Below are 14,079 nucleotides of genomic sequence, written 5' to 3' on the forward strand. Positions count from 1 at the left end.
CGCTTGCGGCCCCTGCGTTCGAAGGGATCGAGGAAGATCGGCCGCATCCGGCCGCCGCGCCTCCACATGTCGCACTATGTAGCCGTTGCGGCCGTCGAGTTGGGGGAGCGCCTGGGTGTGCGGACGCTCGCGCCGCCGGATCCCGCCCGCACCCTCAGCCGTCGCGTCGGAGGTGCTCGATCGGCGCGTGCGGATCGGTGTCGGGATGGCCGGAATGCTGACGCTCGGTGATCGGACTCTGCCTGTGCCCCTCCGGGGCGGTGTGTCGAGAAGGGACGATTCTCTTCCGGATAGCGATCTGCGGCGTCCGAACGGACATGGGTTCCGCCCGATGTTGCTCCTAGTTGCCCGTATCCGTGTGCTCAACGGGATTTCGCATCATGGGACTTGTCGCTGTGGCAAGGTGGGCGCCTGCCTGATGTCGGCAACATGACCATGTCAGCGTGGGGGAACACAGACGTGGAGGTCGTCCCGCTTGACTTCGGTACAGCCACGCTTGGGCGGTTTGCCCGGCAGCCAAGGCGAGCACCGGCTCCAGGAGGAGTACGGTTCCGCCGGGCGTGCCCGCCGCTTCTATGACGATCAGGTCCTGGACCATCTGAACCCGCGGATGCGGGAGTTCGTGGCCCGGCAGGAGCTGGTCTTCGTCGCCACGGCCGACGGCCGCGGCGAGTGCGACTCCAGCCTGCGGGCCGGCCCGCCCGGGTTCGTCCGGGTGCTGGACGACCGCAGGGTCGCCTACCCCGAGTACCGGGGCAACGGCGTGCACGCCTCGCTCGGCAACATCAGCGAGAACGCCCATGTCGGCCTGCTCTTCGTGGACTTCGTCCGCGACATCATTGGGCTGCACGTCAACGGCGGCGCCGGCATCGTCGACGACGACGCGCTGCGCCGCTCCGTCCCCGACCTCCCCGAGGAGACCGTCCCCGGCCGGCGCGCCGCGCACTGGGTGGTGGTGGACGTCGAGGAGGCCTACATCCACTGCGCCAAGCACATACCCCGGATGGTGCCCGTCGCCCGCGGACGGGAGTGGGGCACCGACAACCCCCGCCGGAAGGGCGGGGACTTCTTCGGCGCGAAGGAAGGACGCCAGGAGAAGGACGAGCAGCACTCCGGCCCGCCGGGCGGGGAGGAGGGGCGCGCGGCCGGGAGGCCGCATGCCTGAGCCGGCGGCGGACCTGGGGAGCATCGTCCGCGGCTCGCTCGGCCGCCTCTCCGGGGAGGCGGACGCCCTGGTCGCGCACTTCTACGCGGCGCTCTTCACCGCCGCCCCCGCGCTGCGCGAGATGTTCCCGGTCGCGATGGACCACCAGCGCGACCGGCTCTTCAAGGCGCTCTGCGACGCCGCCGGGCTCCTCGACGACCCGGCGCGGCTCGACCGCTACCTGTCCCAACTGGGCCGTGACCACCGCAAGTACGGGGTGGTCCCGGAGCACTACGCGCCGGTCGGCGAGGCGCTGATGGCCACCCTGCGCGCGCACGCCGGGGAGGCGTGGACGGCACCCGAGGCGGAGGCGTGGGCGGCGGTCTACAACCACATGGCCTCGGTGATGATCGCCGCCGCCGAGGAGGACGCGGCCGCCCACCCGCCGGTGTGGAGCGCCGTGGTGGTGGACCACCAGCTGCGCACCCCGGACGTCGCGGTGCTCACCGTCCGGCCCGACCAGTACTACCCCTACCGGGCCGGCCAGTACGCCACCGTGGAGACGGGCCGCTGGCCGCGCGTCTGGCGGCCCTACTCGATCGCCAACGCCCCGCGTCCGGACGGCCTGTTGACGCTGCACGTGCGGGCGGTTCCGGCGGGGTGGGTGAGTTCGGCGCTGGTGCGGCACACCGGCGTCGGGGACGTGATCCGGCTGGGGCCGGCGCGCGGCTCGATGGTGGTGGCGGGGGAGCTGACCCGCCGGGTGCTGTGCGTGGGCGGCGGCACGGGCCTGGCGCCGGTGAAGGCGCTCGCCGAGGAGATGGTGACGGTGAACCGCCCGCCGTCGCTGCACCTGTTCTTCGGCGCGCGCACCCGCGAGGAGCTCTACGACTGGGCGGACCTGGAGCGGATGGCGTCGTTCTACCCGCGGCTGCTGGCGGTGCCGGTGGTCTCGGACGACCCGGGCTGGTCGGGGGTGCGCGGCACGCTCTCGGAGGTGCTGCCGGCGCAGGGGCGGTGGACGGACCACGAGGCGTTCGTCAGCGGGCCGGACCCGATGGTGCGCTCGGTGGTGGCGTGGCTACGGTCGGAGGGGGTGCCGGAGGAGCGGCTGCACTTCGACCTCTTCGGCCCGGACGGGGAGCGCGCCCCGGCGCGGGTGCCGGCCGGCGTCTGAGCGGCCCCGCCCCGCGAGCCGCGGGGTTCAGCACCGCTCGGCGGTGCCGACCTGCGCGGCGGCCGCCTCGGCGACGTCCGCGTAGGGCGGCAGCACGCCGTGCAGCCGGACCAGGCGGATGACGGTCGCCACCCGGCCGGTCGGCCGGTAGACGAGTCGGAGCCAGCCGCCGCGCTCGGCCAGTTGGCTGCGTATCCGCACCAGCAGGCCGAGCGTGCAGCACTCCAGGAAGGTGACCCCGCGCAGGTCGACGACGAGCCGCGGCGGGCCTTCGAGGGGTTCGAGGACGCGCCGCATGGCGGCCTCGAACTCCTGCAGGGTCGCGATGTCGAGCTCGCCCTGCGGAGCCAGCACGGCGACATCGCCTCCCGGTGCGGAGGCGGGTCGGCGCTGAGAGGGGAGGGTCATGGCTGCCAACCGGGGTGACGTGCGCGGACACGCGGGTGCTGCTGGTGCGGCTCGTCGTGCCGGGGGCCGGGGCGCGATGAGGCGACGATATGTCGATCTGTGCGCCATGGGGTGCGATTGCGGGAATCGAGGGACCTTCTGCCCCAGGTTCGGACCGACATGGGTGAACCCCCGCGCATCAGTACGAAATGTGACGCGCGCGGCATGTGATCGCGTGGGCCCCGCGGGTGCTGCCGGCCGCTGCTACCAGCCGCGCGCCCGCCACTCGGCGAGATGCGGGCGCTCCGCCCCGAGCGTGGTGTCGTTGCCGTGGCCGGGGTAGACCCAGGTCTCGTCCGGCAGCACGCCGAACACCTTCTCCTCCAGCCCGCCCATCAGCGCCGCGAACTCGGCCGGGCTCGTGGTCCGCCCCGGGCCGCCGGGGAACAGGTCGTCCCCGGTGAACAGGTGCGGCGGGCCCTCCGGGTCGTCGTAGACCAGCACCACCGAGCCGGGGGTGTGCCCGACCAGGTGGCGGACGCCCAGCGCGATCCGGCCGAAGCGCACCACCGCGCCGTCGTCCAGCAGCAGGTCGGTGCGGACCGGGATGCCCTCCGCGTCCTCCCGGCCGGCCGCGGTGCGGGCGCCCGTGACGCGCACCACCTCGGCGAGCGCCTGCCAGTGGTCGGGATGGCGGTGGGTGGTGACCACCGTCTCCAGGGAGGAGCCGTGGCCGGTGCCGACCAGCTCCACAAGGGTGCGGGCGTCGTTGGCCGCGTCGACGAGCAGCTGCTGGCCGGTCTCCCGGCAGCGCAGCAGGTAGGCGTTGTTGTCCATGGGGCCGACGGCGACCTTGCTGATGACGAGACGGGGCAGTTCCCGCACGTCCGGAGGGCCGCCGACCTTCACGCTGCCGTGGTAACCGGTCATGCGCCTTAGCCTAGGTCGGTCGGGGCGGTTCGTCTGTTCCTGCCGTCCGTTGTCAGTGGCGTGTGCGACCGTGGAGCGCGTACCAACTGCACACAGAAGAGAGTGAGGGCAAGCGGTGGCCGACCGTCTCGTCGTTCGGGGTGCCCGCGAGCACAACCTGAAGAACATCTCGCTGGATCTGCCCCGCGACGCGCTCATCGTGTTCACCGGGCTCTCCGGCTCGGGCAAGTCCTCCCTCGCCTTCGACACCATCTTCGCCGAGGGCCAGCGCCGCTACGTGGAGTCGCTCTCCTCCTACGCCCGCCAGTTCCTGGGCCAGATGGACAAGCCGGACGTCGACTTCATCGAGGGCCTCTCCCCGGCCGTCTCCATCGACCAGAAGTCCACCAACAGAAACCCCCGCTCCACGGTCGGCACCATCACCGAGGTCTACGACTACCTGCGGCTGCTCTTCGCCCGCATCGGTACCCCGCACTGCCCGGAGTGCGGCCGCACCATCGGCCGGCAGACCCCGCAGCAGATCGTCGACCAGGTGCTCGCCCTGGAGGAGGGCAGCCGCTTCCAGGTGCTCGCCCCGGTGGCGCGCGCCCGCAAGGGCGAGTACGTCGACCTCTTCGCCGAGCTCCAGGCCAAGGGCTTCTCCCGGGCCCGGGTGGACGGCACCGTCGTCCGCCTCGACGACCCGCCGAAGCTCAAGAAGCAGGAGAAGCACACCATCGAGGTGGTCATCGACCGCCTCACGGTGAAGGAGTCGGCCAAGCGCCGCCTCACCGACTCCGTCGAGACGGCCCTCGGGCTCGCCGCCGGCCTCGTCGTCCTCGACTTCGTCGACCTCGACGAGGACGACGAGAACCGCGAGCGGATGTACAGCGAGCACCTGTACTGCCCGTACGACAACCTTTCCTTCGAGGAGTTGGAGCCCCGCTCCTTCTCCTTCAACTCGCCGTTCGGCGCCTGCCCGGAGTGCACCGGCATCGGCACCCGCATGGAGGTCGACCCCGAGCTGGTCGTCCCCGACGAGGAGAAGTCGCTCACCGAGGGCGCCCTGCACCCCTGGTCCGGCGGCCACGCGAGCGAGTACTTCGGACGCCTGACCGACGCGCTCGCCGCCGAGCTGGGCTTCTCCACCGGCGCGCCCTGGCGGTCGCTGCCCCGCCGCGCGCAGAAGGCGCTGCTCTACGGCCACGACACCCAGATCCCCGTCCGCTACAAGAACCGGTACGGCCGCGAGCGCCGCTACACCACCCGGTTCGAGGGCGTCATCCCCTATGTGCAGCGCCGCCACTCCGAGGCCGAGACGGACAGCAGCCGGGAGCGCTTCGAGGGCTACATGCGCGAGGTGGCCTGCCCCGCGTGCCAGGGCCGCCGGCTGAAGCCGATCGTCCTGGCGGTGACGATCGACGACAAGTCGATCGCCGACATCGCCGGCCTCTCCATCACCGACTGCGCCCGCTTCCTCCAGGACGTGAGGCTGACGGAGCGCGAGAAGAAGATCGCCGAGCGGGTGCTGAAGGAGGTCAACGAGCGGCTGCGCTTCCTGCTCGACGTCGGCCTCGACTACCTCTCGCTCGACCGCCCGGCCGGCACCCTCTCCGGCGGCGAGGCGCAGCGCATCCGGCTCGCCACCCAGATCGGCTCCGGGCTGGTGGGCGTCCTGTATGTGCTGGACGAGCCGTCCATCGGCCTCCACCAGCGCGACAACCACCGGCTCATCGAGACGCTGGTGCGGCTGCGCGACATGGGCAACACCCTGATCGTCGTCGAGCACGACGAGGACACCATCCGCACCAGCGACTGGGTCGTCGACATCGGCCCCGGCGCCGGCGAGCACGGCGGCAAGGTCGTCCACTCCGGCCCGTTGAAGCAGCTGCTGGCGAACAAGGAGTCGGCCACCGGCGCCTACCTCTCCGGGCGCAAGGCCATCCCGCTGCCCGAGCAGCGCCGCGGCCACGACCCGAAGCGCCGGCTGGTGGTGCACGGCGCCCGCGAGCACAACCTCGACAACGTCACGGTCGGCTTCCCGCTCGGCACCTTCACCGCGGTCACCGGCGTCTCCGGCTCCGGAAAGTCGACGCTGGTCAACGACATCCTCTACACCCACCTGGCGCGGGAGCTGAACGGCGCCCGCTCGGTGCCGGGCCGCCACACCCGCATCACCGGGACGGACCTGGTCGACAAGGTCGTGCACGTCGACCAGTCGCCGATCGGCCGCACGCCGCGCTCCAACCCGGCCACCTACACCGGGGTGTTCGACCACATCCGCAAGCTCTTCGCGGAGACGACGGAGGCGAAGGTCCGCGGCTACCTCCAGGGCCGGTTCTCCTTCAACGTCAAGGGCGGGCGCTGCGAGAACTGCTCCGGCGACGGCACCATCAAGATCGAGATGAACTTCCTGCCGGACGTCTACGTGCCCTGCGAGGTGTGCCACGGGGCCCGCTACAACCGGGAGACGCTGGAGGTCCACTACAAGGGCAAGTCCATCGCCGAGGTGCTGGACATGCCGATCGAGGAGGCGCTCGACTTCTTCGAGGCCGTCCCGGCGATCGCCCGCCATCTGCGCACCCTCAACGACGTCGGGCTCGGCTACGTCCGGCTCGGCCAGCCGGCGACGACGCTCTCCGGCGGCGAGGCGCAGCGCGTCAAGCTCGCCTCCGAACTGCAGAAGCGGTCGACCGGGCGGACGGTCTACGTCCTCGACGAGCCCACCACCGGCCTGCACTTCGACGACATCAGCAAGCTGATCGAGGTGCTGCAGGGCCTGGTCGACAAGGGCAACACGGTGATCGTCATCGAGCACAACCTGGACGTCATCAAGACCTCCGACTGGATCGTCGACATGGGCCCCGAGGGCGGCAGCGGCGGCGGCCTGGTGGTCGCCGAGGGCACCCCCGAGGAGGTCGCGGCGATGCCGGAGAGCCACACCGGCAAGTTCCTCCAGGACGTGCTGGGCGCCGACCGGGTCGCCAACGGCGTGCCGATCGCCGCCCCGGCGGCCAAGGCGGTCGCCGCGGCGCCGGCCCGCAAGGGCGCGGCCAAGAAGGCCGCGGCGAAGACGGTCGCGGCGAAGACGGCCGCCAAGAAGACCGCGACGAAGAAGGCCGCGGCGAAGAAGACGGCCGCCAAGAGCGCGAAGTAGGCGTCCGGTTCGCGCGGCGCCCCGGCGACCCACCCTTACGGGGAGGGCAGCCGGGGGCCGCGTAGGCTGACGTCCGTGACCGCAACGAATCACAGCGAGAACGACGAAACCACCGAGACCGCCGTCCCCGGGCGCACCACCCGCCGCACCGTGCTGCACGGCGCGGCCGCGGGCGGCGCCGCGCTGGCGGCCGGTGCCGCGCTCACCGCCTGCGGCGGGGGCGGCGGCGACTCCAAGGGCAACGGCCCCTCCTCGGCCACCACGCTCGGCGCGGCCTCCGAGGTCCCGGTCGGCGGCGGCAAGGTGTACGGCAGCGCCAAGGTCGTCGTCACCCAGCCGACCAAGGGCACCTTCCACTGCTTCAGCGCCATCTGCACCCATCAGGGCTGCACGGTGGGCTCGGTGCAGAAGGGCGTCATCGCGTGCCCCTGCCACGGCAGCGAGTTCTCGGTGAGCGACGGCTCCGTCAAGCAGGGCCCGGCGGACAAGCCGCTGCCGTCCGTCCCGCTGAAGGTCGAGGGCGGGAAGCTGGTCGCCGGCCCGGCGAAGAAGAGCTGACGAGCACCAGGCCGCGCTCGACCGCCTCGGCGAGCTCGTCGAGGATTACGAGAGCCGCAACGGCGCCCTCACCGAGGACGAGCTCGCCGGCGCGCACGACGAGCTTTTCGGCGCGGGCCCCGGTAGCCGGAGCGCCGCGTGAACCAGGCCCTTGTCCTCAACGGCGAGGGCCTCTCGCGCTTCCTCCGCGACGACCGGCGAGTGGCCGGGTTCATCGCTGCCACGTACCAGAGCGGATCGCTTGTCTGCACCAGCGCCATGACGGTCATTGAGGCCGCCTCCGACCCGGAGGATCTCGCCCTGATCCTGGGCGAGGATGGCGCCAAGCGCATTCGCGTCGTAGCGCTCTGAGCCGTTTGGGGCCACCCCCGCCGGACTTCTGCCACCCCCGCCGCTACGTCGTCGTGACCCCCGATCCGTCCGCATGCAGCCAGCAGTGCGCCCAGTGGCCGCCGCCCAGCTCGGTGCGGGGCGGGAAGGCCTCCGCGCACACCGCCATGGCGTGCGGGCAGCGCGGCCGGAAGCGGCAACCGCTGGGCGGATCGGCCAGATTGGGCGGCTCGCCGAGGGTCGTGCCGTCCTCGTCGGCGGTGCCGTCCGCGGCCCGGTCGCGGGCCGGGTCCGGCGAGGCGTCCACCAGCAACTGGGTGTAGGGGTGCGCGGGCCGCTGGATGACGTCCTCCTTCGGCCCGCCCTCCACCATCTGGCCCGCGTACATCACCTGGACGTCGTCGCAGAGGTAGCGCGCCGAGGCGATGTCGTGGGTGATGTAGAGCAGCGCCAGGCCCTCCTCGTCCCGCAGCTTGGTGAGCAGGTTGAGCATGTCGAGGCGGATCGACACGTCCAGCATGGAGATCGGCTCGTCGCCCAGCAGCACGGCCGGGCGGACGGCGAGCGCGCGGGCGATCACCACCCGCTGCCGCTGGCCGCCGCTCAGCTGGTGCGGCAGCTTGTCGAGGAACTCCTTGGCGGGCAGCAGGCTGACGCGCTCCAGCAGCTCCGCGGCCCGCGCCCGGGCCTCTGCCCGGTCGCGGACGTGCCCGTGGATGCGCAGCGGCCGCTCCAGGTTGTGCAGCACGGTCTTGCCGGGGTGCAGCGAGGCGAACGGGTCCTGGAAGATCAGCTGGACGCGGCGCAGGTACTCACGGTCCGGGTGGCCGCGTCCCACCGGGCTGCCGTCCAGCCGGATCTCGCCGCCGGTCACCGGGTACATCCGGGCGAGCAGCCTGGCCACCGTGGTCTTGCCCGAGCCGGACTCGCCGACCAGGGCGACGATCCGGCCCCGGTGCAGCGCCACGCTCGCCTCCTCGACGGCCCGGACGGTGGCGCCGCCGGCCGCGAAGTGCTTGGTGGCGGCGACGGCCTCCAGCACGGGCGTCTCGGTGTCGGGCTTGAGGTCAGTCATGAGACGGGGGCCTCCTCGGGGTGCTCGTGCAGCAGGCAGGCGGCGAGCCCGCGGCCGTCCGCGACCGGTCCGAGCCGGGGCAGCCGGCGGTCGCAGGCGTCCAACCGGCGGTCGCAGCGGGGGTGGAAGGCGCAGCCGGGCGGCGGGTCGGCGGGGTCGGGCGGGGTGCCGGGGATGCCGTGCAGGACGGAGAGCGGGGCGTGCAGCGGAGGGAAGGAGTCGCGCAGCCCGCGGGTGTAGGGGTGCTGCGGGGCGTCGTGGATGGCGCGGGCGGCGCCGATCTCCACGATCCGGCCGGCGTACATGATGGCGATCCGGTCGGCGAGCTCCAGCAGCAGCGACAGGTCGTGGGTGACGAAGACGACGGCGAAGCCGAGGCGGCGGCGCAGGCCGAGGATCTGCTTCATGATCTGGCGCTGCATCACCACGTCGACGGCGGTGGTGGGTTCGTCCATCACCACCAGCGCCGGGTCGCAGGCGAGGGCGAGGGCGATGGTGGCGCGCTGCCGCATCCCGCCGGACATCTCGTGGGGGTAGGCGCCGGACCGCTCGGCGGGGATGCCGACCATGCCGAGGAGTTCGGCGGTGCGGGCGGCGACGGCCTCCTTGGTGATGCCGCGGCGGTGCTCGCGCAGCACGTCGGCGAATTGCGCGGAGAGCCGCATCACCGGGTTGAGGGCGTCCATCGCGGACTGCAGCACGATGGACATCTCCCGCCAGCGCAGGGCGCGCAGGCGCTTCTCGTCGGCGGCGGTGAGGTCGACGGTGCCGCCCCCGTCGGCGTCGTCGCGGTGCAGCAGGATGCGGCCGGCGGTGATGGCGGCGGGCGGGCGCTGCAGCTGCGTCAGCGCGGTGATCAGCGTGGACTTGCCGGATCCGGACTCCCCGGCGATGCCGAGGATCTCCCCCCGGCGCAGCGTCAGATCGACCTCGGCGCAGGCCCGGACGCTCCGCTCGCCGCCGAGGTAGTCGACGCAGAGCCCCTGCGCCTCCAGGAGCACGCTCATCCCAGGTCTCCGTCCGCGAGGTGGGCGCCCATCAGGGGCGCGGGGAACTGCGCGAGTGGGCACGACCGGCCTGAACTGATCATGCGGCCTTCACCGCCTGCTGCGCCGCTCGTCGCGCCGCGCCCAGCCTCGGGTTGGCGATCTCGTCGATGCCGAAGTTGATGAGCCCGGTCGCGGTGCCGAGCGCCGCGATGCAGAAGCCCGGCGGCAGGAACCACCACCACAGGCCGTTGATGATGGCGTTCTGGTTCTGCGCGTTCTGGATCATCGTTCCCCAGCTGATGGTGTTGGGCGAGGAGACGCCGAGGAACGCCAGCCCGGCCTCCGCCAGCACCCCGCCGATCACCGCGTGCAGGAACATCGCGGAGATCAGCGGGTAGAGCCGCGGCAGCACCTCGCTGAAGACCAGCCGGGTGCGGCTCTCGCCGAGCATCCGCATCGCCTGGACGTGGTCCCGGCCGCGCAGGCTCATGGTCTGGGCGCGCAGCGACCGCGCGCCGCCCGCCCAGCCGAAGACGCCGATGATCAGCGCGATCGTCATGGTGCCGGTGTTGTTGAGGTAGCCGGCGACGATCAGGGTCAGCGCGAAGACCGGCATCACGATGAAGAGGTTGGTGATGAAGTTGAGGACGGTGTCGGCGACGCCGCCGAAGAACCCCGCGCAGACCCCGAAGAGGATGCCGAGCGCGGTGGAGATCAGCGCCGAGACGAGGCCGACCACCAGCGAGCCGCGCGCCCCGGCGATGGTCTGGGCGAGCACGTCCTCGCCCGAGCCGGTGGTGCCCAGCAGGTGGTGCCCGCTGGGCGGCTGATTGATCACCAGGTAGTCGAGGGTGTGCGGGTCCTGCCCGAGGGCGTGCACGCTGAACCAGTCGCCGAAGAGCGCGGCGAGCACCACCAGCAGGGCGATCGCCGAGCCGGCCAGCACCTTGGGATTGCGCAGTGCCGGCTTCATGACGCATCGCCCCCCTGGGCCCGGGTGCGCGGATCGACCAGCACGTAGACGCTGTCCGCGAGGAAGTTGGCGACCAGCACCGCGAGGGTGGTGAAGAGCAGGATGCCCTGCATCAGCGGGTAGTCCCGGTTGTCGATGGCCTGCTTGAGGAGGCTGCCGACGCCGGGGTAGGTGAAGACGGTCTCGGTGAGCACCGATCCGGCGATGATCGCGCCGAGCGCCAGTGCGAACCCGGTGAGCTGCGGCAGCATCGCGTTGCGCGCCGCGTAGCGGAAGAGCACCCGGGTGTTGCTCAGCCCCTTGGCGCGGGCCAGCAGCACGAAGTCCTCGCCGGTGGTGGTGAGCGTCATGTTGCGCATGCCCAGCAGCCAGCCGCCGCAGGAGGAGAAGACGATGGTCAGGGCCGGCAGCAGCCCGTAGTGCAGCACCGAGAGCCAGTAGCGCGGGCTGGACGGGTCGGCGTCCGGATCGTGCCCGCCGGCGAGCGGGAACCAGCCGAGCCGGAAGGCGAAGAGCCAGAGCGCGAAGAGCGCCACCCAGAAGTAGGGGACGGCGGCGAGGAAGGTGGAGAGCGGGGAGAGCACGCTGTCGGTGCGGGTGCCCGGCCGCCAGCCGCAGAGCGCCCCGATGCCGGTGCCGATGAGGAACGCCAGCACGGTGGAGACGCCCATCAGCAGCATCGTCCAGGGCAGCGCGGTACCGATCAGGGTGGTGACCCGGGTGGGGAAGTTGCCGGTGGAGATGCCGAGGTTGCCGGTGAACAGGTTGCCCAGGTAGTGCCAGTACTGCACGGCGATGTTCTCGTGCACGCCGCCGAGCAGCTTGCGGATCGCCTCGACGGTCTGCGGCGGCAGGTTCTGGCCGTTCTTCACCTCCAGCTGCTGGACGACGGCCTGCGCGGGGTCGCCGGGCATCAGCCGCGGGATGAGGAAGTTGAGGGTGACGGCCGACCAGGCCGCGATGACGTAGAAGCGCAGCCGCCGGGCGAAGGCGATGGCCCGGCGGCGGGTGCCGCTGCTCATGTGGTCGACCTCCTCAGGCCCTTGAGCGCGAGGATCGCCTCGGGGGCGGCGGCGTCGAAGCCGAAGTAGTGGCGGATGCCGCGGTTGGTGGGCCAGCCGGTCCAGTAGCGGCGGGTGGCGACGGCCCAGATGCACTCCCACAGCACGGGCACCACGGGCAGCTGCTCGACGAAGATCTTCTGCAGCGAGGCCGCGTAGGAGGCGATCAGCTTCGGGTCGTCGGTGACCCGCATCGCCGCCAGCAGCCGGTCGGTGTCGGCGTTCTTCCAGCGCATCTGGTTGGACGCGGCGATCTTGCCGACCGGCAGCATGCCCTGCCCGTCCAGCAGGGTGTTGTAGAACTGGTAGAGCGTGCCGGAGCTGTAGAGCCGGTACTGGATGTCGAAGGTGCCGCTGTTGTAGTGGGAGTCGAAGGTGGCGCCGACCTGCAGCTGCAGGTTGACGTTGAGGCCCAGGTGGCGGCGGAGCTGGTCGGCGGTGGCCGCGCTCATGATGCGGTAGGCGGGCCAGTCGGCGATCGAGGTCATCGAGACGGTGTGGGTGCGGCCGTCCTTCACCAGGTTGCCGCCCTTGATCTGCCAGCCGCCGGCGGCGAGTTCGCGCCGCGCCCCGGCGACGTCCAGGGGCTGGGAGCGGCGGTACTCGGGGAGCAGCCAGCTGCCGTAGACCTCGGGCGCGAGGCCGGCGAGGTTGGCGGGGTCCTGTCCGCTGGCGACGGTGCGGGAGACGGCGGAGCGGTCGATCGCCATGGACAGCGCCCGGCGGACGTGGATGTCGTTCCAGGGCGCCTTGGTGTGGTTGAAGGCGATCATCGCGATGGTGCCGCTGGGCAGGGGGCTGTAGAGGTTCTGCGCGGGGTCGCGGTCGACGAAGTTGGTCTGCCCGGAGGGCCAGGCGATGGAGGCGAAGTCGAGGTCGCCGTCGAGGAGCAGCAGCTTGGCGGTGTCCTCGGAGGCGGAGGGGAACTTGAGGTTGCGGGTGGGGAAGGCGTCGCCGCCCCAGTAGCCGCGGCGCAGCCGGATGCGCACCTGGTTGGTGGTGAAGGCGGCGATCCGGCCGGGGCCGGTGCCGACCGGGTCGGGGTTGTTCCAGGTGGCCAGGTCGTGCCCGGCGAGCTGGCGCTTGGAGACGACGGAGAGCTGGCCGAGGGCGTAGAGGTCCTGGTAGGCGGGCTTGTCGAAGGTGAGGACGACGGTGTCGGGGCCGGTGGCGCGGACGTCGGTGTAGGTGACGCCGGCGGTGTTGAACTCCGGCTTCTTCAGCGGGATGTCGAGGCTGTGGACGAAGTCGTCCAGGGTGAGCGGGCTCCCGTCGTTGAAGCGGACGCCCTTGCGGAGGGTGAGCGTCAGTTCGCGTCCGCCGCGCGACCAGGAGAAGGCGGAGGCGAGCCAGGGCTGCGGCTTCGCGGGGTCGAGCCGGGGGATCCACAGGGGCGGCTCGTAGATGTAGCGGCCCATCGGGCCGGTGTGGTTGGAGGGGGAGTAGGGGTTGAAGTTCCGCACGATCGCCGTGTCCTTGTTGAGCACGGAGACGGTGTCGGAGCGCGGCACGGTCGCGGAGGCGGGGCCTCCGCAGGCGGCGAGCACGGGCGGGGCGAGCGCGCCGAGGGAGAGCGCGCCGCCGGCGCGGAGGATGCTGCGGCGGTCCGGTGGTTGACCCATGCTCGAAGACCTCGTCCCTGTTCGGCAGTTGGGTCGGTGCCCGGCTTTTGTAAATCGGGTTGACGAACCGGTCAAGGGGTCGAACCGGAATCGGGCAGGACCTGGTCACCTTCCGAACATCGGCGGAGGGCGCGGCGGGATGGGGAGAACTGCTACCGGAACGTGACCAACCGAACCGCCCTCGGAGCGGTCCTACCGGGTGTAGAGGTGCATGAAGAAGATCGTCGGGGGTGGCGCGATGCGGCGGCTCGGGGTCTGGATCGGCGCGGGTGCGGCAGGGGCCGGCCTGCTGCTGGGGAGCGCGCCCGGCGCGGCGGCGTCCGCCCCGTCCGCGCGCCCCGCGCCCCGCGCGCAGCGTCCGGTGGTGGCGAACGAGGGGCCGCTCGCCGACATCGCCGGCTACCCCGGCCAGCGGGTCGGCATCGGCGCGGAGTTCACGCCCAGCCGGCTCGCCGCGCACGGCGCGCTCGCCTCCGGGGCGCTGCTCGGCGCGCGGGGCGTGCGCCTGGTGTCCGGCGGGGCGTCCGGCCCGGGGACGACGGCGCTGGCGGCCGTCTTCCGCATCCCGCGCGGCACCGCGCCCGGCCAGTACGCCTACACCGTGCGGTCCGCCGCCGCGGGCGGCGGCTCGCTGCTGGTCCGCGGCTGGATCACGGTCCGCAGCGCGCGGCCGCCGCGCTTCGACGTGCTGCAGGAC

Annotated in this window: 12 protein-coding genes and 1 pseudogene; 6 read left to right on the forward strand and 7 right to left on the reverse strand. The window is 72.1% G+C overall.

Features of this window, described 5'->3' with window-relative positions:
* The first annotated feature begins 505 nt into the window (after positions 1-505).
* Both BIV57_RS19730 and BIV57_RS26510 read left to right on the forward strand, forming a co-directional pair.
* Positions 506-1,165, forward strand: a complete 660-nt coding sequence (locus BIV57_RS19730; RefSeq protein ID WP_336446902.1) for a pyridoxamine 5'-phosphate oxidase family protein — start codon at positions 506-508, stop codon at positions 1,163-1,165.
* On the forward strand, positions 1,158-2,321 hold the full coding sequence (locus BIV57_RS26510) for a globin domain-containing protein (protein ID WP_071658188.1): 1,164 nt from the start codon (positions 1,158-1,160) through the stop codon (positions 2,319-2,321). Before BIV57_RS19730 ends, BIV57_RS26510 begins: the two co-directional genes overlap by 8 nt.
* A 27-nt stretch (positions 2,322-2,348) precedes the next feature.
* Here BIV57_RS26510 and BIV57_RS19740 read toward each other — a convergent pair whose 3' ends face one another.
* Together BIV57_RS19740 and BIV57_RS19745 are read right to left on the reverse strand one after the other, a co-directional pair.
* Positions 2,349-2,729 (reverse strand): STAS domain-containing protein, encoded by a 381-nt coding sequence (locus tag BIV57_RS19740; RefSeq protein ID WP_071658189.1) that lies wholly within the window; start codon positions 2,727-2,729, stop codon positions 2,349-2,351.
* A gap of 243 nt (positions 2,730-2,972) precedes the next feature.
* On the reverse strand, positions 2,973-3,638 hold the full coding sequence (locus BIV57_RS19745; protein WP_071658190.1) for an MBL fold metallo-hydrolase: 666 nt from the start codon (positions 3,636-3,638) through the stop codon (positions 2,973-2,975).
* A 115-nt stretch (positions 3,639-3,753) separates the two neighbouring features.
* Between BIV57_RS19745 and uvrA the strand changes: the two genes are divergently transcribed.
* The 3 genes from uvrA (at position 3,754) to BIV57_RS19760 (ending at position 7,683) form a co-directional block, all read left to right on the forward strand.
* Positions 3,754-6,774 carry an excinuclease ABC subunit UvrA gene (gene uvrA, locus BIV57_RS19750; protein WP_071658191.1) on the forward strand — a complete coding sequence of 1,007 codons (3,021 nt, stop codon included), beginning with the start codon at positions 3,754-3,756 and terminating at the stop codon, positions 6,772-6,774.
* 75 nt (positions 6,775-6,849) lie between these two features.
* Complete coding sequence (locus tag BIV57_RS19755; protein ID WP_175548804.1) at positions 6,850-7,332, forward strand: Rieske (2Fe-2S) protein; 483 nt, start codon at positions 6,850-6,852, stop codon at positions 7,330-7,332.
* Positions 7,333-7,470: 138 nt separating this feature from the next.
* The gene (locus tag BIV57_RS19760; protein WP_071658192.1) at positions 7,471-7,683 is read left to right on the forward strand and encodes a hypothetical protein; all 213 of its coding nucleotides are present in this window, start codon (positions 7,471-7,473) and stop codon (positions 7,681-7,683) included.
* 43 nt (positions 7,684-7,726) lie between these two features.
* Here the strand turns inward: BIV57_RS19760 and BIV57_RS19765 are convergent, their stop codons facing one another.
* The 5 genes from BIV57_RS19765 to BIV57_RS19785 form a co-directional block, all read right to left on the reverse strand.
* Positions 7,727-8,737 (reverse strand): ABC transporter ATP-binding protein, encoded by a 1,011-nt coding sequence (locus BIV57_RS19765; RefSeq protein WP_071658193.1) that lies wholly within the window; start codon positions 8,735-8,737, stop codon positions 7,727-7,729.
* Positions 8,734-9,744 (reverse strand): ABC transporter ATP-binding protein, encoded by a 1,011-nt coding sequence (locus BIV57_RS19770; RefSeq protein ID WP_071658194.1) that lies wholly within the window; start codon positions 9,742-9,744, stop codon positions 8,734-8,736. The genes BIV57_RS19765 and BIV57_RS19770 overlap by 4 nt, the downstream gene beginning before the upstream one ends.
* Positions 9,745-9,823: 79 nt before the next feature.
* On the reverse strand, positions 9,824-10,699 hold the full coding sequence (locus tag BIV57_RS19775; RefSeq protein WP_079170514.1) for an ABC transporter permease: 876 nt from the start codon (positions 10,697-10,699) through the stop codon (positions 9,824-9,826).
* The gene (locus tag BIV57_RS19780; RefSeq protein WP_071658195.1) at positions 10,696-11,721 is read right to left on the reverse strand and encodes an ABC transporter permease; all 1,026 of its coding nucleotides are present in this window, start codon (positions 11,719-11,721) and stop codon (positions 10,696-10,698) included. The genes BIV57_RS19775 and BIV57_RS19780 overlap by 4 nt, the downstream gene beginning before the upstream one ends.
* Positions 11,718-13,382, reverse strand: coding sequence for an ABC transporter substrate-binding protein (locus tag BIV57_RS19785; RefSeq protein ID WP_071658196.1), 1,665 nt, complete (start codon positions 13,380-13,382; stop codon positions 11,718-11,720). The genes BIV57_RS19780 and BIV57_RS19785 overlap by 4 nt, the downstream gene beginning before the upstream one ends.
* 211 nt (positions 13,383-13,593) lie before the next feature.
* On the opposite strand from BIV57_RS19785, the pseudogene BIV57_RS19790 reads away from it, so the two are divergent.
* Positions 13,594-14,079, forward strand: a pseudogene (locus BIV57_RS19790) (hypothetical protein); the annotation flags it as partial.

The organism is Mangrovactinospora gilvigrisea (genome assembly GCF_001879105.1).
Classification (GTDB): domain Bacteria; phylum Actinomycetota; class Actinomycetes; order Streptomycetales; family Streptomycetaceae; genus Mangrovactinospora; species Mangrovactinospora gilvigrisea.